General features: G+C 36.6%; 23 protein-coding genes. 18 read left to right on the top strand and 5 right to left on the bottom strand.

Going from position 1 to position 23,583, the window contains the following annotated elements; translation table 11 throughout:
* The first annotated feature begins 217 nt into the window (after positions 1–217).
* Together ptsP and EPJ90_RS06505 are read left to right on the top strand one after the other, a co-directional pair.
* Positions 218–1,921: a phosphoenolpyruvate--protein phosphotransferase gene (gene ptsP, locus EPJ90_RS06510; RefSeq protein WP_161637506.1), complete on the top strand. Its 1,704-nt coding sequence runs from the start codon at positions 218–220 to the stop codon at positions 1,919–1,921.
* Positions 1,893–2,564 carry an HD domain-containing protein gene (locus EPJ90_RS06505; protein ID WP_237558321.1) on the top strand — a complete coding sequence of 224 codons (672 nt, stop codon included), beginning with the start codon at positions 1,893–1,895 and terminating at the stop codon, positions 2,562–2,564. Before ptsP ends, EPJ90_RS06505 begins: the two co-directional genes overlap by 29 nt.
* Positions 2,565–3,049: 485 nt before the next feature.
* On the opposite strand, the gene EPJ90_RS06495 is transcribed toward EPJ90_RS06505, so the two are convergent.
* The 3 genes from EPJ90_RS06495 to EPJ90_RS06485 all read right to left on the bottom strand — a co-directional run bounded on the left by EPJ90_RS06495 (position 3,050) and on the right by EPJ90_RS06485 (position 5,382).
* A complete protein-coding gene (locus EPJ90_RS06495) occupies positions 3,050–3,937 on the bottom strand; it encodes a hypothetical protein (RefSeq protein WP_161637508.1) in 888 nt (295 codons plus the stop codon).
* A 109-nt stretch (positions 3,938–4,046) separates the two neighbouring features.
* Positions 4,047–4,598: a hypothetical protein gene (locus tag EPJ90_RS06490; protein WP_125164365.1), complete on the bottom strand. Its 552-nt coding sequence runs from the start codon at positions 4,596–4,598 to the stop codon at positions 4,047–4,049.
* Positions 4,599–4,611: 13 nt separating this feature from the next.
* A complete protein-coding gene (locus EPJ90_RS06485; RefSeq protein ID WP_161637509.1) occupies positions 4,612–5,382 on the bottom strand; it encodes an HAD-IIB family hydrolase in 771 nt (256 codons plus the stop codon).
* A 45-nt stretch (positions 5,383–5,427) separates the two neighbouring features.
* Here EPJ90_RS06485 and EPJ90_RS06480 point away from each other — a divergent pair, with 45 nt between their 5' ends.
* Positions 5,428–6,087, top strand: a complete 660-nt coding sequence (locus EPJ90_RS06480; protein ID WP_237558322.1) for a M48 family metallopeptidase — start codon at positions 5,428–5,430, stop codon at positions 6,085–6,087.
* On the opposite strand, the gene EPJ90_RS06475 is transcribed toward EPJ90_RS06480, so the two are convergent.
* Positions 6,041–7,663, bottom strand: a complete 1,623-nt coding sequence (locus EPJ90_RS06475; RefSeq protein WP_161637511.1) for an Rqc2 family fibronectin-binding protein — start codon at positions 7,661–7,663, stop codon at positions 6,041–6,043. The genes EPJ90_RS06480 and EPJ90_RS06475 overlap by 47 nt on opposite strands.
* Positions 7,664–7,778: 115 nt before the next feature.
* Between EPJ90_RS06475 and gmk the strand changes: the two genes are divergently transcribed.
* Genes gmk through EPJ90_RS06435 form a run of 8 tightly spaced genes read left to right on the top strand, consistent with a single transcriptional unit; the run spans position 7,779 to position 16,340 of the window.
* Positions 7,779–8,351, top strand: coding sequence for a guanylate kinase (gmk, locus tag EPJ90_RS06470; protein ID WP_125164369.1), 573 nt, complete (start codon positions 7,779–7,781; stop codon positions 8,349–8,351).
* A 23-nt stretch (positions 8,352–8,374) separates the two neighbouring features.
* Positions 8,375–10,525, top strand: a complete 2,151-nt coding sequence (priA, locus tag EPJ90_RS06465) for a replication restart helicase PriA (protein ID WP_342671843.1) — start codon at positions 8,375–8,377, stop codon at positions 10,523–10,525.
* 2 nt (positions 10,526–10,527) lie between these two features.
* Positions 10,528–11,742 (top strand): transcription antitermination factor NusB, encoded by a 1,215-nt coding sequence (locus EPJ90_RS06460; RefSeq protein WP_125164370.1) that lies wholly within the window; start codon positions 10,528–10,530, stop codon positions 11,740–11,742.
* Between the two features lie 31 nt (positions 11,743–11,773).
* Positions 11,774–12,505, top strand: coding sequence for a protein phosphatase 2C domain-containing protein (locus tag EPJ90_RS06455; protein WP_161637513.1), 732 nt, complete (start codon positions 11,774–11,776; stop codon positions 12,503–12,505).
* A complete protein-coding gene (gene pknB / locus EPJ90_RS06450; RefSeq protein WP_161637514.1) occupies positions 12,498–14,249 on the top strand; it encodes a Stk1 family PASTA domain-containing Ser/Thr kinase in 1,752 nt (583 codons plus the stop codon). Before EPJ90_RS06455 ends, pknB begins: the two co-directional genes overlap by 8 nt.
* The gene (gene rsgA, locus EPJ90_RS06445) at positions 14,249–15,103 is read left to right on the top strand and encodes a ribosome small subunit-dependent GTPase A (RefSeq protein WP_125164373.1); all 855 of its coding nucleotides are present in this window, start codon (positions 14,249–14,251) and stop codon (positions 15,101–15,103) included. Before pknB ends, rsgA begins: the two co-directional genes overlap by 1 nt.
* Complete coding sequence (gene rpe / locus EPJ90_RS06440; protein ID WP_125164374.1) at positions 15,100–15,750, top strand: ribulose-phosphate 3-epimerase; 651 nt, start codon at positions 15,100–15,102, stop codon at positions 15,748–15,750. Before rsgA ends, rpe begins: the two co-directional genes overlap by 4 nt.
* Positions 15,747–16,340 (top strand): thiamine diphosphokinase, encoded by a 594-nt coding sequence (locus EPJ90_RS06435; RefSeq protein WP_161637515.1) that lies wholly within the window; start codon positions 15,747–15,749, stop codon positions 16,338–16,340. Before rpe ends, EPJ90_RS06435 begins: the two co-directional genes overlap by 4 nt.
* A gap of 30 nt (positions 16,341–16,370) precedes the next feature.
* Here EPJ90_RS06435 and rpmB read toward each other — a convergent pair whose 3' ends face one another.
* Positions 16,371–16,562: a 50S ribosomal protein L28 gene (rpmB, locus tag EPJ90_RS06430; protein ID WP_013853067.1), complete on the bottom strand. Its 192-nt coding sequence runs from the start codon at positions 16,560–16,562 to the stop codon at positions 16,371–16,373.
* Between the two features lie 202 nt (positions 16,563–16,764).
* Here rpmB and EPJ90_RS06425 point away from each other — a divergent pair, with 202 nt between their 5' ends.
* From EPJ90_RS06425 to EPJ90_RS06395, 7 genes are all read left to right on the top strand, one after another.
* Complete coding sequence (locus EPJ90_RS06425) at positions 16,765–18,000, top strand: cell division protein FtsA (protein WP_161637516.1); 1,236 nt, start codon at positions 16,765–16,767, stop codon at positions 17,998–18,000.
* Between the two features lie 18 nt (positions 18,001–18,018).
* Entirely contained in the window at positions 18,019–19,095 is a 1,077-nt protein-coding gene (gene ftsZ, locus EPJ90_RS06420; protein WP_161637517.1) for a cell division protein FtsZ, read from the top strand.
* A 198-nt stretch (positions 19,096–19,293) separates the two neighbouring features.
* Positions 19,294–20,001 carry a RadC family protein gene (gene radC, locus EPJ90_RS06415; RefSeq protein WP_161637518.1) on the top strand — a complete coding sequence of 236 codons (708 nt, stop codon included), beginning with the start codon at positions 19,294–19,296 and terminating at the stop codon, positions 19,999–20,001.
* Positions 20,002–20,069: 68 nt separating this feature from the next.
* Positions 20,070–20,909, top strand: coding sequence for a rod shape-determining protein MreC (gene mreC / locus EPJ90_RS06410; RefSeq protein WP_161637519.1), 840 nt, complete (start codon positions 20,070–20,072; stop codon positions 20,907–20,909).
* On the top strand, positions 20,906–21,436 hold the full coding sequence (locus EPJ90_RS06405; protein WP_125164380.1) for a hypothetical protein: 531 nt from the start codon (positions 20,906–20,908) through the stop codon (positions 21,434–21,436). The genes mreC and EPJ90_RS06405 overlap by 4 nt, the downstream gene beginning before the upstream one ends.
* Positions 21,437–21,461: 25 nt before the next feature.
* A complete protein-coding gene (locus tag EPJ90_RS06400; protein ID WP_125164381.1) occupies positions 21,462–22,556 on the top strand; it encodes an AI-2E family transporter in 1,095 nt (364 codons plus the stop codon).
* Positions 22,557–22,586: 30 nt separating this feature from the next.
* Positions 22,587–23,549: a metal ABC transporter substrate-binding protein gene (locus EPJ90_RS06395; protein WP_161637520.1), complete on the top strand. Its 963-nt coding sequence runs from the start codon at positions 22,587–22,589 to the stop codon at positions 23,547–23,549.
* Positions 23,550–23,583: the final 34 nt, after the last annotated feature.

Genomic DNA, 23,583 nt, shown 5'->3' with positions numbered 1-23,583 from the left:
TTTTATAACTAAGATAAAGCAGATGGCTGAAAAAGATAGAATAAAAATTGGAAATTGCGTATAAGAGCAACTCTGTAATAGAGATGGAATGTTTGGAATGTGATTATTCCAATATTGAGCATCAAAGTTTCATACTAACTTTTACTAAAAACTTTGATTACGCTAGTAAAAAGTGCTAAAATGACAATGATGAATTAGGGAAAAAGGAGATTATTCTATGATTAAAGGTATTGCTGCTTCAGCAGGTGTTTCAGTATCAAAGGTTTTTAAACTTCAACATCCAGTTTTAGAAATTGAAAAACGTGATGCAAACGCCGAAGAGGAAATCAAAAAATTACAAGATGCTGTTCTTGCTACTCAAAAGGATATTACAGCGATTAAAGAAAATGCAGTTGGACGTCTTGCTGATGAAGAACTCGCAATTTTCGATGCTCACTTAATGGTTACTCAAGATCCAGAATTTGTGGGTCAGATTGAAGAGATGATCAAAAATGATGCTGTTAATGCAGAATTTGCAATTAACGAAATTGGTAATATGTTTATTGGTATGTTTGAAAGTATGGATGATCCTTACTTCCGTGAACGTGCTGCAGATATTAAAGATGTGACGTATCGTATGAAGTGTCATGCTTGTGGCTTAAACATTCCTGATTTAACAACAATTAGTGAAGAAGTTGTAATAGTTGCAGAAGATTTAACACCATCCGATACAGCACAATTGGACCGTAATTTTGTTAAAGGTTTTGCTACCGAAATCGGTGGACGTACATCTCACTCAGCAATTATGGCTCGTAGTTTAGAGATTCCAGCAGTTGTGGGTGCAGGAAGTCTTTTAGACCAATGTGAACATGGTGATGAAGTGATTCTTGATGCTTTAGAAGGGGTTATCATTTTTAAACCATCTGAAGAAGAAAAAGCTTCGTACTCTAAAAAAGCTGCAGAATATGCAGAACACCGTAAGAGTCTTCTAGCGTTAAAAGATGCTGAATCTGTATCAAAAGATGGACGTCACGTTGAACTTGCCGGAAATATTGGTACACCTAATGATGTAGAGGGTGTCGTTAATAATGGTGGAGAAGCTGTTGGACTTTATCGAACAGAATTCCTTTACATGGATGCTTCTGAATTACCAAATGAAGAAGAACAATTTGAAGCATACAAGACTGTTCTTGAAAACATGGCACCTGGTCGTGTAGTCGTTCGAACACTTGATATTGGTGGAGATAAGGAATTATCATACCTTAAATTTCCACATGAGATGAATCCATTCTTAGGTTATCGAGCAATTCGTTTATGCCTTGACCGATTAGATATTTTCCGTGTTCAAATTCGTGCACTTCTTCGTGCAAGTGTTTATGGAAAATTAGCAATCATGTTCCCAATGATTGCAACAATTCAAGAATTCCGTGATGCTAAAGCGATTGTGGAAGAAGAAAAGAAAAACCTATCAAAAGAAGGTATTGCATATAGTGATGAGATTGAACTTGGAATGATGGTAGAAATTCCTGCAGCAGCGATGCTTGCAGATCAATTTGCTAAAGAAGCAGACTTCTTCAGTATCGGAACAAATGATTTAATCCAATACTCAATGGCTGCTGACCGTATGAATGAAAAAGTATCATACCTCTACCAACCATATAATCCTTCCATTTTACGTCTTGTAAAAATGACGATTGATGGTGCCCATAAAGAAGGTAAATGGTGTGGAATGTGTGGTGAAATGGCAGGGGATGAGAAGGCAATTCCTTTATTATTAGGACTTGGTCTTGATGAATTCTCGATGTCAGCCTCATCAATTTTAGAAGCACGTCGTATTATCCGTGATTTAAGTTACGAAGATATGAAAGAATTAACAGATAAAGCGCTAAACTGTGCAACAACAGAAGAAGTGCTTGAACTCTTGGATAATGCTATCCAATAATCAAATTTCTATTTTAAATAATCTTGATCAAAATATTTTTGAGATGATGTCTGCGGACAAATCAGGTCATGATTATTATCATATTAAGCGTGTTGTGAATCTCACTTCACGCTTAATTTCTGAAACGGATAATGAGTTCGTAATAAAATCAATTGCTTATTTACATGATGTGTTTGATGATAAAGTATTGAAAACAGACAATCTCGAGTTATCACTACAAAATCTTTTTAAGAAATGGAATCTTGATTTTGAGGGCTTTGAGGATGAAATTATTCTCGGTGTATCTCAAATTGGATATAAAGGTGGATTTGGAGTTCAAAATAAAATTCGATCTGCACAAATCGTATCGGATGCGGATTATCTCGATGCAATGGGTGCTATTGGGATCGCGCGAACATTTTATTATGCTGGAAGTAAGGGGACACCGCTCTATGATCCGACACTAAAAAGTGTTGAGATCGATTCCTTATCAGCTTATCGCACATTAAAACGAAACGCGATTGAACATCTCGATGAAAAATTAGTCAAGCTCTATGATTTACTCGAGACAGAAAAAGCCAAACGTATAGGTAAAGCAAGGCATCAGCGTTTATTAGATTTTTACCAAGATTTTTACGATGAAATGAACGAATCGGAAATGTAAAAAAGACAGGAAACTGTCTTTTTTTAGAGTGCAAGAAAGAATCCAATACTAATAATTGGTACAAACGGGTAATGTTCTTCTAGGGATTGACGTCTCAGTATCAATGAACAAAAGAAAAAAAACGCAACGAATCCCATATAATAGATGCCCATTATACTTTTTTGTATTCCAGAGTAGAAACAAAGGGCCTCGATGAGTAGGACATCTCCGTATCCTATACTAGCTCTAAATCGATAGCAAAGATAAAAAGGGAGTCCAAAAACAATCGAACTAATAAAGTTATCGATTGTGATGGGTATTGGACAGATGATTCGTAAAATGTAGATTAGGTAAATAAAACATTTTGGTATTTTAAGTAATTTAAAGTCAAAATAAGATAAGAGCACCAGGATGACGACTAATAATGTGTTCGTGGTTTCAATAAAAATCCCCCCTTATTAGATAATCTTCATATCAAGGTAACCATAAAAAAAGAGCTTACGCTCTTATTTTGAAAAGATTGTGATTGAAGCAATAAAAGGAAGTTCACCGTGTTTGCATTGGCCATCTGCTTTCCAATTTCGATAATGACCACCGGTAATCTTTCCACGGATATGATAGATTGAATTGAAAGATTTGTGGACTTCTACGAGATGTTTTGTGGGGATGTAACCAATAAGAACAAGATCATCATCAGAAACACCTGCCATAACTTTAATATGAGTAAGTGTTTCTTTACGATTACGCTCCTTAACAAGACTGATTGAAGGAATGTCGTTGAAGATGGTTTCAAAGATATACTTATCCAGTAATTTATGATTTTTTATTTGATCATAGTTCATCTTGTATGCAACGGATTCTTTGAGGAGTCCTCGTGCATTCATTTTGTGTAGTAATTGATAGATATTCTCTTGGTTTTCATCACTTCGCACAAGCGTTAAGGTAATTCTTGATGATTCGTCCGTTGGTTTTGTGCTTTCCAGTGCTGGGTTAGACGCTTCTTTTGGTACGAAAGACGTAGCATTCTTCAGCGGATCATCAAAATTTGAAGGGTTGAAGATACGTGTTGAATTTGTTTCTTCAAATGCTTGCGAATTAGAATCGCTTGATTTATTTTTTTGATTGGTTAGAGCAATATCGAAATCTTCTTCATCTTGATTGTCGAATACGGGCTCTAAGGGATCATCTTCTTCCTCATCATCGGTTAAGTCTTCATAATCCTGTCCCTTATGAATGGAGATTACAATAATACTCATGATTACGAAAAATAATGATGTACCACAAGCTAAAGCTGCATAGAGACGGTAACCTTCTTGATTCAGAATGTAAGCACCACCAAGACATCCGAGTCCAATTAAAATTAATAACGTTGGTAATATATTTCGTTTTTTCATCTAAACACCCTCTCTTTACGACTACATTAAGTGTAACCTATCCCTCTGTCAGAAGGCAAGTAAATAACCAATGTGTTTTCAAATAAAAACAGTAGATTATCTACTGTTTTTATTTATCTTCAAGCGATTTAATATCTTTTCGTAACTTCAAATATTGTAGTGAAAAGTATCCACTCATAAGAACTAATAATACAATTCCAATATACATAATCCATAAGTCAAACTCTGATGGATTAAAGCGTCCGTCTGCATTTCGTGTAACAAGGATAATAATTACAAGCAAAGGCACGATTACATAGGATCCAGTATCGGTTTTTTTGGATTTTAAAGCACTGAGAGAATTGAGTTTCGCATAGTCTTCATCTGATATCTTAATTATGTTGCGATCTTTTAAAAAGATGTATTTTTCATAAAGATAAAAACCGATAAACACTACGACTGACACGATAACTGAAACGAGAAGGGATTGTCTTAATAATCCATAAGACAATACGAATCCAAGCAGAACCCAAAGATTTCGTCCTGTAATAATGTTCATAATCTTCATTTCACGTTCAAGGATATGGTAACCTTCTTGTTTTCCCTTGATGACATAAAGTAAACGACGACGTTTATCTTTTAGCATGTCCATCTTAAATAATTCTTCATCTGTAAAATTCATAATTCGCTCCTACCTACAGTACACCATGATATTTTAAAGCATACATAATGCCGTCTTGATCAACGTCATGTGTAATAAAATCAGCGACTTCTTTTGCGGAATCACACGCATTTCCCAGTGCAACTGAATAATTCGCATTCTTTAAGAAATCCACATCGTTGTCACCGTCTCCAAAACCTACATAACGTGTTACATTGAGGTGTTGGTTTAAGGTTTTTAATCCGTTGTATTTCCCGCCCTGAGAAGGAATTACTTCGAGATTTCCAAGTTGATCAAAAGCGGTGTTTTTATCACCGATAAGTCTATTATAATCATCTTTTGAGAGTGTGTCGATATCATAACTAATTAAATTATAGATTTTTTCATTTTGATAGGGCACAACAGGATACTCAGCAGGGATTCCAAAATGCTTCAAAGAATCCAATAAACGTTTATTGGCCTCACTTGTAAGCGTGTTTCGCGCTCCTTCTAAAAGCAAGGGTCCTTTATTAACTGCAATAAGATCATGTATAAATTCTGGTTCAAAATATATTTCAGAAATAACACGTTGCTCCGAATCTAAAATAAGCGAACCATTTGAAAGAACATAGCCATCCCATGGAAAGATATTATCGACTCCAGCCTCATGAATACCTAATAAACTCCGACCTGTACATAAAGCAACTAAGTATCCTTTTTCTTTTAACAGGTACAATGCATCAAGTGTACTTTGTGGAACTGTATGAGTGGTATTATCCAATAACGTTCCATCAACATCAAAATAGAATATTTCATTGTTTTTCATTTTATCACCTTAGATAGTATAGCATGAATGTGCTATGATACCCTTATGAATATTGAAATCAGTAGAAGTAAACGCAAGACGATGTCAATTTTAGTTCGAGATGGACGCGTTATCGTGAAGGCTCCCTATGGGACATCTGATACCGTAATTGAGTCGTTTGTTGCGCAAAAGACATCGTGGATTGAAAAACATTTACAAGCCTATGAACCCCTTGGATACCATCATAAGAGCATGGATCGGCTTCGTGTTTTTGGTGTGTACAAACACATAATATCGCTTGAAGGAAGCCCCTTTAAGATTGTGGAGTCAGCAGATAGCATAGAAATTACGATTCCGCCTTCGATGTCTGAATCCCGTATCAATCAAAGGGTGGATGATTATTTCAAAGAACAACTTGAATTACGATTAGATGCACTTGTGTGTTTGTATGCATGGCGATTGAAATTAAAAACGCCTCCCTATAAGGTGAGACGTTATAAACGCTTATATGGTCGCTGCAATCAAAATCACGAACTAGCGTTTAATACATATTTATATCATGAGAGCCTTCCATTTATTCATTACGTAGTCCTTCATGAATGTGCTCACATTATTGAATTTAATCATAGTGATCGATTTTATAACGTCATATCATCTATTATGCCAACTTATAAGGCGGTCATTCGTTCAAATAAGATAAGACCAACGTCTCATCTGGATCAATAAAGATGCTCTTTTGTGTCGAAATACTTACCAATCCAGGGTTTGCACCCGGGATTTTTTTTATATTTTTTGCTTGTGTGTAGTATACCTCAACACTGCTTCCATGTCGGGCCTTGGAATAATATGCTGCAAGATGTGCACAGAGACGAATCTTGGATTCATCCAATTCAGATGATTTAATGATGACATGAGCGCCAAATGTATTGGCAGCATGAAACCACATATCATCTTTTCGTGCGAGTTTAAAGGTTAAATAGTCGTTTTGAAGATTGTTTTTACCAATGAAGATTGTTGTTTCATCATCATAAACAATTGTTGAATAGTTCGGCTTTTTCTTTTTCTTTATGGTTTGTTTCCGGATTCGCTTTTGATTAATAATTCCAAGAGAAATTAGCTCGTCACTAATTTCTTGAGCATCCTCAACAGTGGCTTGCTCAGCTTGGGTTTGAAGTTGTTCAAAATAATGGATTCGTGCCTCTGTTTTATGAATTTGCTCCTCAAGATAGAACAAACTGGTCTTTGCCTTTTGATAACGTTTAAAATAGCGCTTCGCATTGTCTTTGCCATTAAATCGTGGATCCAGTTCAATGGTCACATCATTGCCTTCGAAATCTTTTACGGTAATCTCACGGTGCCCGCTAGGTAAGGTGCTTGCGAAAGCAAAGAGGAGGTCACCTTTTTCTCTCAAATAATCACTGTCTTGTGCTTGATCATAATCATCATACAATTTAGGAAGTTTAATGCGACTACGTTTTAACTCGCGTTTGATTAGTTTTAAAAGATCTCCGGTATGGGCTTTAATGCGATCTTTCTGCTGTAAATCCTTAAAGTATAAGTCAAGACCTTCCATGATTGGCTCTTTTTTAAAATCCTGTTTTAGGTGGGTTAACTCAAGAATATGAAAATCACGTTCATACAAATAGATGTTTTGGGACTCAGATAAGCATCGAATGATTGCTTCTGGAGTTTGAGTTTTTAAACGGAATGTAATTTCACGTTCTAAAAGGGGAGAAATTCCATTAAATTGATTTTTTAATGCGTCCTCAGGATTATAAGAGGCAAGTTCCAAAAATGATTTCTTATCAAATTGAGGGGGATATTCATAGAGACCTCCGCTCACGATTGCTCGCGAAGCATTTTCAAAAGGCGCGATGCGCTTGAGTGCATCAATAATCACACCATCCTCATCGACAATGATAATGTTTGCATATTTCCCGAGAAGTTCGACTACGAGACGGTAAGGTCTTATCACTCCCATGTTGTCACGGTGCTCAATATGGATCTCGAGAACTCGATCAAAACCATATTGGGTAATTTGTGTAATAATACCGCCTTCGAGATGTTTTCGCATGAGGGTTAACAAATGTGTCTGATCGAGATTTGCAGTCGGTTTTTCTTTTGTCCATTGAACTCGACTAAACACAGGGTGTGTTGAGATAAACATATTCAATTTTTTACCTGCAAAACAATGAAGCATAAATTCATGATTCGAAGGTTGAGTAATTTTATTAATTTTAACAGGACAATCTTCATTCATCATCCTCACAATTCGATTTAACAGTACGCCATCTATAGCCATTTAATCTACCTCTCAATACTAATATTTAATATTATACCATTAAGTCTGCATGGTTTATAAAATTGTTTGACTTGTTATGGTATAATAAGTAAAATTATTAAAAGGGATGGTGTTTATGAGACGAGGATTATTAATTATTTTTTCAGGTCCTAGTGGGGTAGGAAAAGGAACAGTTCGTAAATTGTTTTTTGATCGTGAAGAGTTGAACCTAGCGTTTTCTATTTCAATGACAACACGCAAACCACGAAATGGTGAAGTAGATGGACAAGACTACTATTTTGTTACTCAGGAGCGTTTTGATGAAGCACTCGCAAATAATGAGTTGCTTGAGCATGCTGAGTTTGTTGGGAATCATTATGGAACGTTGTTAGCGGAAGTGGACCGATTACGAGATTTAGGTAAAAATGTATTACTTGAAATTGAAGTTCAAGGTGCACTCCAAGTGATTGATCGAGTTCCAGATTCACTCAGTATTTTTTTAGTTCCGCCAAGTATGGAAGAACTCAAACGTCGCATTGAGGGAAGACAAACGGAATCCCAAGATGTCATTAATGAACGACTTGAAAAAGCAGCAAAGGAAATGGAATTAATGAATCATTACCGCTATGTAATTTGTAATGAGGATCCACAGAAAGCTGCAGACTCTGTTGCTTTAATTATTAAACGAAACATTGAAACAACTCTATAAGAGTTGTTTTCAGTCTATAGGAGGTGAAGTCATTGAAATACTTAGAGGTTTATATTGAAGAGAGTTTCTTAAATAATCAAACACTTACATACTCAAATAATGGTTTTAATGTCTCACCCGGTGTTCGGGTTATGGTTCGCGTACGAAATCGCTTAATGGTTGCCTTTGTGCACTCTGTAAAAGAACCGTATGAAACATCATATAGAGTCGCGCCCATTGATTCAGTTTTGGATGATGTTCCGATTTTATGTGAGGAACTCTACGATCTTGCATCATGGATGAGTTATGAGTACATGACACCCATGATACGCTGCTTACAAACGATACTACCCAATAAATTAAAACCAAAGCGTTCTGCAGGTACGATTAAAACAGAACGTATTTTGAGCGTTAAGTCTCAAAAAGATTGGTCAGTACTCACACCGAAACAACGTGCTTTTCTAAAGTACCTGCAAGAACATTCAACGCTCACATTAAAAGATGCGCGAGCATATTATTCCGACTATCGAAAACTCATTGATCGAGGTTTTGTGGAGGAATTTGAACGTGAAGTCGCTTATCAGCCTCAATTTGTGAATGCAAATTATCAAAAACCTATTCTGACACAAGACCAAAGGAGTGCACTCCAAAAAATTGAATTTGGTGTGTCCCATACCTACTTATTACACGGTGTAACAGGAAGTGGCAAAACAGAAATATATCTTAATGCTGCTGCAAAGGTATTGAAAGATGATAAGCAAGTATTAATTATGGTGCCGGAAATTTCGCTCACACCTCAAATGATTGAAAGGGTTTCGAAACGATTTGGTGAAGATGTTGCGATTTACCATTCTGCATTAAACGATCAAGAAAAATATGAACAATATGTTAGGGTGCAAAAACAAGAAGTTAAGATTGTTGTCGGGACACGCTCTTCGATTTTTATGCCTTTTGATCATTTAGGGTTAATTGTCATGGATGAGGAACATGATTCAAGTTATAAACAAGATCAAATCCCGATGTATCATACTCGAGACGTCGCCATCAAACGCAGTCAATATCATCAGTGCCCCTTAGTTTTAGGGAGTGCATCCCCAGCTTTGGAAAGTTATGCACGCGCCCTTAGGGGAAAGTATCAACTGTTAGAACTCAATGATCGCATCAATCATATGTTTCCCAGTGTTACGCTTGTCGATACGCGAACAGCGCTTTATGATAAACAGTCGCCTTATCTCACTCAAACACTTATAAATGGCATTCATAAACGGCTAAGTCAGGGCGAGCAAGTGATTTTGCTGCTTAATCGAAGAGGGTATAATACCCTTCTGAAAAACGCTAATACAGATGAGGTATTGCTTTGCGAACATTGTGATGTTGCTTTAAATTATCATAAAGATGACCAAACAATTCGCTGTCATATGTGCGGAGAAATCTACCACCAATTACCACTGGTTGATGGAAGACCACCCAAAATAATCGGAAGTGGTGTTGGAACACAACGCTTGGTTGAGGAGTTGGAAAGTATTTTTCCTCAAGCACGCATTGCGCGGATGGATGCTGATACGACTTCAAAGAAAAATGCGCATCAACGCATCCTCAATGATTTTATTGATCATCAATCGGATATTCTTGTAGGAACACAGATGATTGCTAAGGGATTGGATGTCGAAAATGTAACGTTAGTCGGAATCGTTAATGCCGATGCAACACTTGCGTACGCTGACTATCGCTCAGTTGAGTTGACCTTCAATATGTTGTTACAAGCTTCAGGCCGAAGTGGTAGGGGTCAGTACCCAGGGGAAGTCATAATTCAAACAAGTAATCCAGATCATTATGCAATTGTGTGTGCAGTAAACCAAAAATATAAACATTTTTTCAAACAAGAAATGGAATACCGAAAAATTGCGGGCTACCCTCCTTACAATTACTTAATTTCACTTGTTTTTTTAGATGAGGATCCTTTGAAATCGTGGCAAGCTGCCGAAGATTTCCAAAAATTATTAAGTGACCAAAAATTTCAAATATTAGGTCCAACTGAACTTCGAAAGCTTCAACGAAAATATCGAACGCGCATGATCCTAAAAGGAAAAGATTTAGATTCAATGATTAACATCTGTAATCAAGCATTGCAGTTATACCGAAAAATTAATGGAACAGGAGTTGTCGTGGACGTTAATCCCATGACGTTAGAATAAGTATGAGAAGATTAGAGACTTATAAAGTACTAAGTGAAGTGTATTTCAAAGGCAGACACGCACACCTTGTGCTCAAAGAACTGGATTTACCAGTGCAAGATCAAGCATTTGTGAGTGCTTTTGTTTACGCTACGCTGCAGAATAGCTTATTTTTAGATTATCAATACGAAGATTTGGTGGATGCAAAGTTGCCTAAAGAAGTACGCCTTGTAATTAAAATGGGATGTGCTCAATATTTCAAAATGGATAAAATCCCTGATTACGCATTAGTGAGCGAGACGGTTGATCTTTGTAAAACCATTGGGAAACACCGTTACGCTGGTGTTGTTAATGCGGTTTTGAAAAAAGTGATTGCACGTAATGAACGCCCTTTATTGGGCAATGACCTTGAAGTCGCATCGATTCAATACAGTATGCCACTTTGGATCATGAAACTTCTCTCAAAACAATACAGTGAATCGTTTTCAATAGACTATGCGAAGTACTGTCAGGCGATAAAGCCAACCTACGTTCGTTTTAACACTTTAAAACCAACAACTGATGATTTATCAAATTATATCCTAAAGGATAATGAAACCATACAAGCAAAGCCAGCACTGTTTAAAAGTGAATATTTACAGGAAGGTTATGTTCTTGTTCAAGATCGAAACAGTCAAGAAGTGGTGCGTTGGATGGATTTAGAACCTTCGTTATCGGTACTTGATTGCTGTTGTGGTCCTGGAACGAAAACCGTTCAAATTGCTAATTATCTTGAGAATACAGGGTCAATTACAGGTGTTGAGCTTCATGAATCACGTGCGCAAGCAACAAAGTCTCTTTTAGAACGCTGTAATGTAATCAATACACAAGTTGTAACAAGTGATGTACTTGAATTTCAAACAAATCAAGAATATGATCGCATTCTTGTTGATGCACCTTGCTCAGGTTTAGGTGTTTTATCGCATAAGCATGACTTGCGCTATCATATATTTCCACAAGACTTGGATGAATTGGTTAAAATCCAACAAAAAATGTTAATTCATACGTCGCAATTCGTAAAAAAACAGGGACTTCTTGTCTATTCCACGTGCACCCTGAATCGAAAAGAAAATGAGAAACAAGTCCAAACATTCTTAGAAAATCACTCAAATTTTGAACTTGTTCAAGAAGTCACCCTTAACCCGGTTGAAACAAAGGGTGATGGGTTTTATATCGCCAAATTGAAGAGAACATGTTAATATAAATAAATAGAATAAGTGAGGTTTTCGCGTGAAGTATACAAGTATCAGTGAAATCGGATTAATCCGCAAAGAAAATCAAGACTACGTTGCTGTAGTTGAAAATGACAATGCACTTTTAGCTGTTGTATGTGATGGTATTGGGGGCGCGAATGCAGGATCTGTTGCAAGTCAAATGGTTGTAAAACTACTTCGTGAAGCTTTTATTGATAAGCGTGAATTTTCAAATCTAAAGGATATTCGTGCTTGGTTTGATAAATCAATTACATCCATTAATCGTGCGACCTACCATGAATCTTTAGTCGTGCGCGAGTATTCGGGCATGGGAACGACACTTGTTGCAGTTGTTGTCTTGGGTGATGATGTGATTGGTTTCAATATTGGTGATAGCAGAATTTATAGTGTGAACCAAGATCAATTAACATGTTTGAGTCATGATCAAACGTATGCATATGAAATGTATAAACGTAATGAAATTTCGAAAGAAGAAATGTATAACCATCCTAAACGTAATATTTTAATGAATGCCGTTGGAATTGATGAAAATGTTGATTTTGAAGTCATTGACATAACGTCACAATGGGAATATTTATTGCTTTGTTCGGATGGACTTCATGGTTATGTTCCGCAAGAACACATTGAAGCAACCTTTAAAATTAATGGCCTTCTTGCTCAGCGGAATCATTTAATGGAAATGGCATATAAAGCGGGAGGATATGATAATATTTCAATTATTCTCCTCGAGGCAGATCGTCATGAATAGTAGTATTATTGGATCACGTTATCGTATTGTTAAGAAGATTGGTACCGGAGGGATGGCGGATGTCTACTTAGCACTCGATACTGTTTTAAATCGTGAGGTCGCACTCAAAGTTTTAAGAGGTGATTTATCACATGACCCGGTAGCGCTTTTGAGATTTCAACGAGAGGCAAATGCAGCCTCTGGATTGAATCATCCAAGTATTGTTGAGGTATATGATGTCGGTGAGGATGAAGGTCAACATTACATCGTCATGGAGATGATTCGAGGAACTACACTTAAACAACTCGTTCATCGCCGAGGTGCTTTAGATAAATATGAATCGGTAGCAATTATGCAACAACTCGCATCTGCATTACAACATGCTCATGCAGCACAGGTAATCCACCGAGATATTAAACCGCAAAATATTCTCGTTAAGGATGATGGAACGGTAAAAATTACGGATTTTGGTATCGCACTTGCCGGTGACGCAATCCAATTAACCAAATCAGATTCCGTATTAGGTTCAGTGCATTATATGGCTCCAGAGTGTTCTCGGGGTGAAGGTGCAGGAGAACAATCGGATGTGTATTCTCTTGGTGTTGTTTTTTATGAATTACTCACAGGGGATGTTCCTTATCGGGGAGAGACACCGGTTGAAATTGCTATGAAACATATGAGGGAACCATTTCCTTCTGTAATGAAGTTTAATCCTACACTGCCCAATTCAATTGCGAATATTATTGCACGTGCTACGCATAAAAACCGTACGCATCGTTATGCAAACATGAAAGAGTTTGTAGAGGATTTAGACACATGTCTCCTTGAATCTCGTGCGGATGAACCTTTATGGGAAGCAACGATGGAAAGTGATGATGGAACGAAATTAATTGAGAAACTTAATGGGGTAACGGAAACGGTCCCCAATCAAGACCAACCTAAAAAGAAAAAAACGATGATTATTGGTGCAAGTTTACTGGCAATTATTATTGTAATTTTTGGTATTTGGATGATCTTCGCCCCGAAAAAACCGAATGATGTAGAAATTCCAGACTTAGCAGGACTAAGTGTATCAGAAGCGAAAGAACATCTTGCAAGTTTAGGTCTTAATTATTCCCCGTCATATTTATACGAGATTTCCGATAAATATGAAGATGGCAAATTAATTGGTACAAAACCCGAAAAGGGAACGAGAGTTCTTAAAGGAGACCAAATTAAACTTATCGTATCGCAAGGAAAGATTTACACTGTAGAAGATTTTTCTGGGAAATCCGTAAATGATGTTAAGGCAATTTTATCTGATAAAAATATAAATATTAAAACGACTTCAGAATATTCAGCATCAGTTCCAACGGGTCATATTATCCGTCAGGAAGGATTGATGCCAGGTGATAAAATTAAGCCAGAACAACGTTATGATATTATTTTGGTTGTTAGTTCCGACAAAGAACTTGTGTTACCTGGGGACTTAATTGGTAAATCCATTGATGAAGCGAAAGCACAATTAGAAGAATTGGGTGTTGAGGTGACCACTTCAGAATTACCAACGCAAAACCTTAGTATTTCAGAGTTAAACAGTCTGAGCTTTGGCACGGTAATTCGGTCAAATCCAATGCCTGGAAGTTATTATATCCAAAATTCAGGGAATTCTGTGACATTGTATTACTATAGTGAGAGCAGTCGTCCCAAAGAAGAAGACGAAAAAGAAGAAAAGCCAAGTGATTCTGATGAGCAATCTGAAGGGAATCACGACAGGGAGGCATAATGAAAGAAGCTGTTATCACACGAATTGTATCCAACCGATATTCCGTTTATTTTGAAGGGGAGTTTATTATCGCGACTGCAATGGGGAAATTGAGGCTCGGTGATAAGCCGATTGTCGGAGATCATGTACATATCGAGGAGTTAGAGGGGAAATGGGTTATCCAACGCGTTCTTCCCCGCCGAAATCAATTGATTCGTCCACTTGTGGCAAATGTTGATCAAGCTCTTATTGTGATGTCTGCGAAAGAACCTGATTTTTCCTTTACTCTGGTCAATCGTCTTATTTTTCTTGTATCCCTTCAAAACATTAATCCTATTATTATAGTCTCAAAGAGTGATTTAGCAGATGAAGCACTCAAACAAAATATTCTTGATGAATATGAAAAATATGGTTATCAAGTCATCATGAGTGGAAGTAATTTACCAACCGATCCGCTTGAAGCGATTATGAAGGGAAAAATATCTGTCTTAGCAGGTCAAAGTGGTGTTGGGAAGTCAAGTATTCTCAATCGCATTAGCGACGATCTAGAACTTAATACACAAGAAATATCTAAGGCATTAGGACGGGGTAGACATACGACGCGCCACAATCAAATTTATCCTTTATGCGGTGGATGGATTGCGGACACACCGGGCTTTTCTTCATTAGATTTTAGTACTGTAGATCCGCTCGAGTTATCGCAAGCAATCCCTGATTTTGCGCCTTATATCGGAAATTGTAAGTACCGTGATTGTATGCATATAAAAGAACCGGGTTGCATTATTAAAGAAAACGTTGAAAGTGGAGCAATCTCAAAACAACGATATCAAGATTATCTTGATTGCTTAACATTAATTAAGGAGGAGTCACGATGAGTAAAATCGTATCACCATCTTTATTATCCTTGGATTTTAAAGATATGAAAACACAATTGAAACGTGTAGAAGTAGCAGGTGCAACGTGGTTGCATTACGATGTAATGGATGGAGTTTTTGTGGACAATATAAGTTTTGGTCCAGCAATAATGAAACAAATTGGTCAAGTTTCAGATTTATTGATGGATGTCCACCTTATGATTGTAAATCCTGAAAAGTACTTTGATATGTTTATTGAAAATGGCGCTGATGCAATAACCTTTCATACAGAATGTTATGGTGACCCAACTCAAGGCATTGAAGCTGTTAAGTATTTGAAGAAAAAGGGGATTAAGTCGGGTATTACATTAAGACCAGGAACAGATCTTGATAAAATTGTCCCTTACTTAAAACATGTAGATCTGGTTTTAGTGATGAGTGTTGAACCGGGATTTGGAGGACAAGCGTTTATGCCTGAAATGCTTGAACGAATCAAGCAACTTGATGAAATGCGAAAACTAAATAATTATGAATATCTTATTTCGGTAGATGGGGGCATTAATGGTGAAACCGGTCCTCGTGCACGTCTTGCGGGCGCAGATATCCTTGTTGCGGGTAGCTATGTATTTGGGGATGATATTGAAAAGGCGGTTTCGTCTTTACTATGAAAACCGTCACAATCGTTTTAGGAGAGCATCACGAAACTATTATAGGAGATGTCATTGGTGTGGATTTTGGTGCTTATGTATGTGCTCGCGATGGTGTAGCGATGACATTAGCCTGTGGCGATTTTGATTCTGTAACAACAGTGCAATTCAAGGAGATTGAGTTGCACTGTTCGCATATTCATAAATTAAACCCCATCAAAGATGAGACTGATTTTAAGTATGCATATTCTCTTTGTGATGATTATGATATTATTCGCGTTCTTGGCGGTTTGGGACGTCGAAAGGATCACGAGTTCATAAATATTATGACAGCGATGAAGGACTCAAGAATCGAGTTATATGATGGCTTAAACAAAATAAAACGATATGACTCAGGGAGCCATATCGTAGATAAGTTAAATTATAAGTATTTTTCGGTTGTTGTACTTAAACAAGGTTATATTACCCTGAAGGGTTTTAAATATCCTCTTACTCGACGAGAAATATTTCCTTTTGATGATTATCTCACTTCAAATGAAATGATTCATGATAAAGGAGAAATAATCCTCGAAGATGCAAGTGTTCTCGTTATTCAAGCATGCGATTCATAATAAAAAAAACGGTGTGAACCGTATTTTTTATTATTTTGCTTGTTGTGCTTTCAATGATTTTAGTGCACGGGCGGAAATACGGACACGAGTTGGTTTTCCATCCACCATAATTGTTGCATTTTGCAAGTTTACATTCCATTTACGACGAGTCGCACGAAGTGAATGTGAACGTTTGTTTCCTGATAGTGTTTTTTTACCGGATACGGAACATACTCTAGGCATACCGTAACCCCCTTTCTTATCTATTTCATAACGCTTGACTATAATATCATATAGATTTTGTTTAATCAAGTATCTCAGGGAAAAATTATCACCAAAAATTCTTGTGTGAAATAACAAGCAAAAATGCACTTAACACACCATCTATCACTTTGCTATTGGACTTTATTATGATATTATGATAATAGCACAAGGAGGTTCGCTGATGGAGAAACAAATAGTTGCAGCTTTAGAAATCGCGGATCATGAAGTGCGCTTATTAGTTGGACAATTTTTCAATGGCCGATTAAATATATTAAAGGTTGAACGAGTCCCACATTTAGGTGTGGCGGGCTATTCGATTATGAGCGAAACGCATGTGGTCGATTCAATTAAAAAAGCGATTGAAAATGCATCGCGTAATTTGGGGGTTGTAATAAAACAAGTACTATTACTTGTTCCTGGCGTCCATATGAAGCGAATCAATAAACAATTGCGCGTACCAATCACTGGGCGTATTTCTGAGAATGATGTAAAAAGAGCATATAAAGAATTATTAAACGTAAAAGCTCCTGAAGGACATATATTAACGAACGTATTAATGAGTAAGTATTTTGTGAACGGAAGTTCGACTCGTAAATTACCATTAAATGAACGATGTGAAAGTTTAACGATAGAAGCAGATTGCTACTTCGGGAAACAATCCATCATTTTCCCATATGTGTCATGTGTTGAAAAATCAGGATTAAAGATTATTGATATTGTTTTAGATGATATTGGTTTTGCAAAAGAGGCTTCATTATTTGAAGCGTCAATTGATAAACCAATTGTTTCTTTAACATTAGGTGAAAAACTAACAAAATTATCACTATTTAGTAAAGGTATTCTCTTATCTAATGATTATATCGATCGTGGATTTGATGTCTTTATGAAGAAAATCGAACGTACATTAAAAGTGCCAACGGATGTTGTGCATCGATTATTGTATTTTAATATCGATTTAAATAATGAAAATCCGAAAGATGACCCTATATTCATATGGTCAACTAAATCAACATCCCATACCTTATCTCAGGTAGATCTTATGGATTTAGTTGCAGAGGATATTCATAAATTTATTGTTGAAATATGTAATAGTTGTGAACCGATTTTTGAAAGTCTTGGGGAACCTCGTTTTATTATTAGTGGAGAAGCCGCAGAGATTTCAGGAATTACAAATTGTATTGAAAAAATAACAGAAGCGGAGGCGGTTACATACCGTTCTACAACATTTGGTGTAAAAGATTATGGTCTAACATCTCTTGTAGGGGCATTTTACTTTTATAAAGACCAAAGTATATTCCGTGATGTAACACTCTCAAGCGTTGATGAAGATGAGTTTAAGCGAGTTGTGTTACAATATGAAAAAGACGAAGATGACTCGATTACTCAAAAACTGAAGAGCATGTTCTTTGAACGTTAGATGGAGGAGTGAACAAATATGGATGCGAATTTTGAACAAGTAGCAAGAATTAAAGTAATAGGTGTCGGTGGCGCTGGATGTAATGCGGTTAATCGAATGGTTGATGAAGGCATGAAAGGTGTAGAATTTTATGTCGCAAATACAGATTTACAAGTGCTTAACTGTTCGCCTGTAGTTAATCGTATAGAATTAGGCCGTGAGGTGACGAAGGGTCTTGGGGCAGGTGCGAATCCAGAAATGGGACGTAAAGCTGCCGTTGAGAGTGAAAATGAAATTCGAGAAGCTGTAAAAGATGCTGATATGGTCTTTGTTACAGCTGGTTTAGGCGGTGGAACTGGTACAGGAGCATCACCACTTGTTGCGAAAATCGCGCAAGAAGAAGGTGCACTTGTTGTAGGGATCGTTACAAAACCATTTACATTCGAAGGACGTCGTCGTTCAAATCAGGCAATGTCTGGATTGGAAGAATTAAAGTCTTATGTTGACTCATTAATTATTGTAAGTAATAATCAATTACTTGAAGTGATTGGACGTATTCCATTCCAAGAAGCATTTAAAGAGGCAGATAATGTACTAAGACAAGGTGTTCAAACAATTACTGATCTGATTGCTGTTCCTGCAATGATTAACCTTGACTTTGCGGATGTTCGATCCGTTATGGCAGGACAGGGAAGTGCTTTAATTGGAATTGGTATGTCACAAGGTGAAAATAAATCAATTGAAGCGGCTCAAAAAGCGATTACTTCTCCACTTTTAGAAGCACAAATTGATGGTGCTCGTAATGCGATTGTAAACGTTACAGGTGGCGATTCAATTTCGATTCAAGATGCATCAGAGGCAGTAGATTATATTCGTGATGCAGCGGGAAATGATATTGATATTATCTTTGGAGTTGCGATTAATGAAAATATTGGTGATTCCATTATTGTAACCGTAATTGCGACTGGTTTTGATGGTGCGGAAGAACCTGCACCTGAAGTCCATGCTACGCGTACTGCGGCTGAAGCAAGACCCGCTTATCAAACGTCACATAACAATCAGGAAGAACGTCGTACTGAAAACAATGATATCCCTGAGTTCTTTAAAACGCGATAAGTCACATTGTTTGATCTTTTAAAAGATTAGAAGTAAAGAAAGAACACGTTTCTTTCTTTTTTTATGAAATTATTTCTGAAGTACATACATAGTAACGGAGGTGATTTATGCTTTCGTTATATATAACTGGATTGATTGTATTAATCGGATTGGCGGCGGTATACAAAATCCTAACAAGTAGTAGCGGCAGTTTATCTTATGGTAAAGCCAAAATTCAGTGGGGACGATGATGGTCGACAATATCACCTAATGCCGCGTGAGAAACTTTTAGCGCTCGGTCCTGAAAAACTTTCGGATGCAGAACTGATTGCAATCTTATTACGGACAGGAACACGCAATAAAAGTGTTACAGTCCTTGCTTCTGAAGTCATACAATCGATTGGCGGAATTCAGAATCTGATTACGATTCAATATGGGGAATTATCAAATATCAAGGGTATGAAAAAAGCTAAATGTTCAACTCTCATTGCGTTACATGAGTTGCTTCGAAGAATTGTCAAGCCAGTGCCTGGGGAAAAGATTCAACTAAGTTCGTGTCAACATATAGTGAGGTGGTTAAATCTTGAGATTGGGTTTGAGGAACAAGAACGCTTTCTTGTGCTTTTTCTTTCCACTCAGAACAGACTGATTCGCTACTTAAATTTATTTAAAGGTACGGTTGATCAGAGTTTAGTTCATCCACGTGATGTCTTTAGAGAAGCGGTACGATGCAATGCATCTCGAATTGTACTCGTACACAATCATCCTGGAGGATCGCTCGCTGCCAGCGAAGCAGACATAGAGATGACTCAAGTTTTGATTAACTCTGGTTATATGATTGGAATTGAGGTGCTCGATCACATTATCGTCACCTCAACAGAGTCTGTTTCATTACGTAAATTGCAACCGGTTTTATTTGGAGAATAGGGGTTAAAACCCTTATTCTTTCATTTGTAAAAAGTTGGATTTGTAAGTATAATAAAGAAGGTGATTAAATGAAACGAAAGAATAATTTTAGACGTGTACTTATTTATTTATTAACAACAGTTATTGTTTGTCTTTTTGGAATGGGATTTGTAAAAAAATCGTCATTTTATGAATCATCAGATCGTAATTTCTTTAGTTTCATTTCGATGGTACGTTATGGGTTAATTGATTATCCAATTGAAACAATGAGCAATGTCGTAAAAGACACATCGACGATGTGGGATGTGCGTCATGAAAACGATAAGTTAAGAACACAATTAGAAACATCTCATCATTGGCAAACGCGATTAAATGAATTAGAGAGTGAAGTGGCTGAACTTAAAGCGCTGAATGAACTTAATTCAGTCTATTCAGAATTTACACAAGTTAACGCAACTGTAAAAAACCGTTCATCTGAAAAATGGGATTCCGTTATCACAATTGATAAAGGAAGTGAAGATGGTGTTGCTGTTGGCGACGGTGTTGTGGCTCCGAAAGGAATTATTGGTAAAGTATTAAGTGTTGATAAAAATCAATCATTGGTAGCACTTCTAATTGCTAATGATGAAAATTCGAATGCTACGGTGCAAATAGAGGTATCGAAAGGGAATTATGTTCAAGGAATTTTAAATTCGTATGATCATGAGAAGAAATTGTTTTCTGTCGTACTTCTTGAGTCTACTTCAACCATTGCCGCAGATATGCCTGTATCAACTGCAAGCATAAGTAGTGTCTATCCAAGTGGTTTGTTTGTTGGGAAAGTCGACTCTGTTAAAAATGTTGCAGATAGTGTTGGCGTGCTTGTGTATGTAAAACCTTCTGTAGATTATAATAATATTAAGTATGTTTCGGTGGTGAAAAAATCATGAGAATGATTCGCTGGATGCATTTTCTATATATTTTGGTTTTATTGGTTTTAGATTCAATTTTTAATGCTCTGTTTACGCAACTTGGTTTGAGTTCGATAACGTTTGTAAGCAGTTTGCATTTTCTTGGACTAATGCTATTAACGCAAAATGATTCTCAGACTGAATCGATTGTCAAAGCGATTCTTTTAGGGATATGGATGGATTTAAACCATATTGGATCGTTTCCAATGTTCTTTGTTAGTTATTCCGTCACAATAGCGATTTTAAGAGTTTGGGATCGTTATATTGGGACATCAACATTTGAGTTTCTAGTTCTAGCAGTTATTGGGTTGTTTATCAAAGAAATGTTAATTTTTGGAATGTTACCTCTTGTTAAAGGGGTATCGTATGGTTTAATTACTTTTATAAGTACTCGAACTTTATGGGTAATTATCGGTAATTTAATTCTGCTACCAATCGCTATGACGTTATATAAATTAATGCATCGTATGATTATGCAACGTGTTCAAAATTTATATATGCGTTAATAAAAACAGAGGGAGATATTGATTTATGAACATATTTCAACGCATTCAAAAATTTTTTGATGATCATTTCAGTTGGAAGCAACTTGTTCCTTTTATGTTATTTTTATTAAGTGTATTTTTATTGATGCAAACATGGGCTGTTTGGCAACATGCAATTGAGTTAGCAAAACGCATTCTACTACCATTTGTTATCGGTTTTGCGCTCGCATATATTGTTAGACCCATTGCTGTTTTCTTTGAAAAATACAATATTAAGCGGGCTATTAGTGTTCCCATCACGCTTGTATTGTTTGTGGTACTGATTGTACTTCTTTTTTCATCAATTTTACCATCACTCTATACAGATATATCACAATTAATTGGTAATAGTATGGATGGGATTCAACAGCTTTACAATTACTATAAAGAGATTAATCATAATAATCCTTCACCTTGGGCAGATGATATATTTAAGCAAGTTATGGGGATGCTCAATGGAATTGTCGGTCAGATACCAACATTGCCTGCTGCAGCATCACAGTTTTTATCAAAGATTTTTTCAACAATCACGACTGGGATTTTTTCATTTATTATTGGGATGTATTTTGTTTTTGATTATGAAAATTTCACGGGAAGTGTTTTACGAATTGCAAATAACATTTCACCTAAATTGGGGAACTCTATCATTGTTATTGATCATGCAGTTAGCCGTTATTTAGGGACGCTTGTAGTTATTATGACCATTACATGCATTGAGTACAGTTTGCTTTATCTAGCTGTCGGCCATAATTATGCATTTGTTCTCGGGGTGTTGACCGCATTTGGATTATTAATTCCATATATTGGACCAACTGTTGTGCATGTACTGGGGATTTTAACGGCATTAACGTTACCGTTACCACGTGTGCTTATTCTTACTATTGGTTTAGTTGTTTTGTCAAATGTAGATGGTTATGTGGTGTCACCGATGGTTTATTCAAAACGCGACAAAATCGAACCCCTATGGTCGTTATTCGCATTTTTTGCGTCGAGTGTTTTATTTGGATTTGTAGGGATTTTAATTTCCATGCCATTATACTTCTCGATACGTGCCTTATTTAACTTGAGAAAGAATAATTGGGTTATCCCTGAAGAAAATTAGTGTATAATAAAATGTGAAAAGAGGTTGTGTATGAAACGATTGATGAGTAAATTACTAGTGTTGGTTATCATACTGGGGACATTGTCGGGATGCGTTCCTAGAAGTCGGAATGTAATCGTTACAAATTATCCAATTCAGTTCTTAGTTGAGCGTCTTGCTGGTGAGCGTGTAAACGTTCAACGGATTGACACCGGTTTAATACCTCAACAGGCGACAGTCAAAGATGATTTTCAAGAAATCATCAAAAAAGCAGATACAATTTTTTATATTAATGAATTACAGCCCTACTGGCAACTTTACCTCGATGATCTTCAAAATTCTAAATTGCAGATGATCGATTTATCGGAGCGATCAATGTTGTATCCATTTAAACGATATACAAATGTAGTAGTTGATGGCCAGTCCCATGCGATTGAATCTGCATATTATGAATCAGAAGCTTTTGCTGCTGTGGATCAATACGACAAAGATCCATTTTTATGGATGGATCCTTTAGCGATGACGTCCATGGCACGTACAATAAAAGATTGGTTGGTTCAGACGTATCCCGATGAGGAAGCTTATTTTACAGAACAGTTTGAAGTCTTAGAAGTTGAATTAACAGGACTTCAAGCGCAGTACCAATTGTTGCGAGATTCAGAAAAAGGGATTAAGTTTGTTTCAATGACACCATCTTTTGGTAACTGGCAAAAGAGTTATAATATTGGTGTTTATCCCGCAACCTTGTCAAAATACGGAGTGTTGCCGGATGAAGAAATGTTGAATGCAATTAGATCACGCATTGCAAAAGATGGTGTTCAATATATTGCGTATGAAGAGAATATGCCAGAAGAATATGTAAAATTATTTAATCAATTAAAAACAGAGTTTAATTTAACACAAATTGAATTAAGCAATCTTTATAATCTATCAGATAAAGATATCGAAGCGAATTATGATTACATCGCGAAAATGAGACTTAATCTAGAAACCCTTGAGACGATTGCTAAGTAATCCCAAGGGTTTTACTTATTTAGAAAGTAGGAAA

Source organism: Erysipelothrix sp. strain 2 (EsS2-7-Brazil) (genome assembly GCF_016617655.1).
Taxonomy (GTDB): domain Bacteria; phylum Bacillota_I; class Bacilli_A; order Erysipelotrichales; family Erysipelotrichaceae; genus Erysipelothrix; species Erysipelothrix piscisicarius.
Note: the sequence above shows the minus strand (reverse complement) of the source record. Positions and strands in the feature narration are given on the sequence as shown.

Coding starts and splice junctions, on each gene's coding strand:
- EPJ90_RS06395 (WP_161637520.1), top strand. CDS start 22,587: ATGAAACGATTGATGAGTAAATTACTAGTGTTGGTTATCATACTGGGG.
- EPJ90_RS06400 (WP_125164381.1), top strand. CDS start 21,462: ATGAACATATTTCAACGCATTCAAAAATTTTTTGATGATCATTTCAGT.
- rpe (WP_125164374.1), top strand. CDS start 15,100: ATGAGTAAAATCGTATCACCATCTTTATTATCCTTGGATTTTAAAGAT.
- EPJ90_RS06495 (WP_161637508.1), bottom strand. CDS start 3,937: ATGAAAAAACGAAATATATTACCAACGTTATTAATTTTAATTGGACTC.
- gmk (WP_125164369.1), top strand. CDS start 7,779: ATGAGACGAGGATTATTAATTATTTTTTCAGGTCCTAGTGGGGTAGGA.
- EPJ90_RS06475 (WP_161637511.1), bottom strand. CDS start 7,663: ATGGCTATAGATGGCGTACTGTTAAATCGAATTGTGAGGATGATGAAT.
- EPJ90_RS06435 (WP_161637515.1), top strand. CDS start 15,747: ATGAAAACCGTCACAATCGTTTTAGGAGAGCATCACGAAACTATTATA.
- ftsZ (WP_161637517.1), top strand. CDS start 18,019: ATGGATGCGAATTTTGAACAAGTAGCAAGAATTAAAGTAATAGGTGTC.
- radC (WP_161637518.1), top strand. CDS start 19,294: ATGGTAAAGCCAAAATTCAGTGGGGACGATGATGGTCGACAATATCAC.
- rsgA (WP_125164373.1), top strand. CDS start 14,249: ATGAAAGAAGCTGTTATCACACGAATTGTATCCAACCGATATTCCGTT.
- EPJ90_RS06460 (WP_125164370.1), top strand. CDS start 10,528: ATGAGAAGATTAGAGACTTATAAAGTACTAAGTGAAGTGTATTTCAAA.
- EPJ90_RS06490 (WP_125164365.1), bottom strand. CDS start 4,598: ATGAATTTTACAGATGAAGAATTATTTAAGATGGACATGCTAAAAGAT.
- ptsP (WP_161637506.1), top strand. CDS start 218: ATGATTAAAGGTATTGCTGCTTCAGCAGGTGTTTCAGTATCAAAGGTT.
- EPJ90_RS06485 (WP_161637509.1), bottom strand. CDS start 5,382: ATGAAAAACAATGAAATATTCTATTTTGATGTTGATGGAACGTTATTG.
- rpmB (WP_013853067.1), bottom strand. CDS start 16,562: ATGCCTAGAGTATGTTCCGTATCCGGTAAAAAAACACTATCAGGAAAC.
- EPJ90_RS06480 (WP_237558322.1), top strand. CDS start 5,428: ATGAATATTGAAATCAGTAGAAGTAAACGCAAGACGATGTCAATTTTA.
- pknB (WP_161637514.1), top strand. CDS start 12,498: ATGAATAGTAGTATTATTGGATCACGTTATCGTATTGTTAAGAAGATT.
- EPJ90_RS06425 (WP_161637516.1), top strand. CDS start 16,765: ATGGAGAAACAAATAGTTGCAGCTTTAGAAATCGCGGATCATGAAGTG.
- EPJ90_RS06405 (WP_125164380.1), top strand. CDS start 20,906: ATGAGAATGATTCGCTGGATGCATTTTCTATATATTTTGGTTTTATTG.
- mreC (WP_161637519.1), top strand. CDS start 20,070: ATGAAACGAAAGAATAATTTTAGACGTGTACTTATTTATTTATTAACA.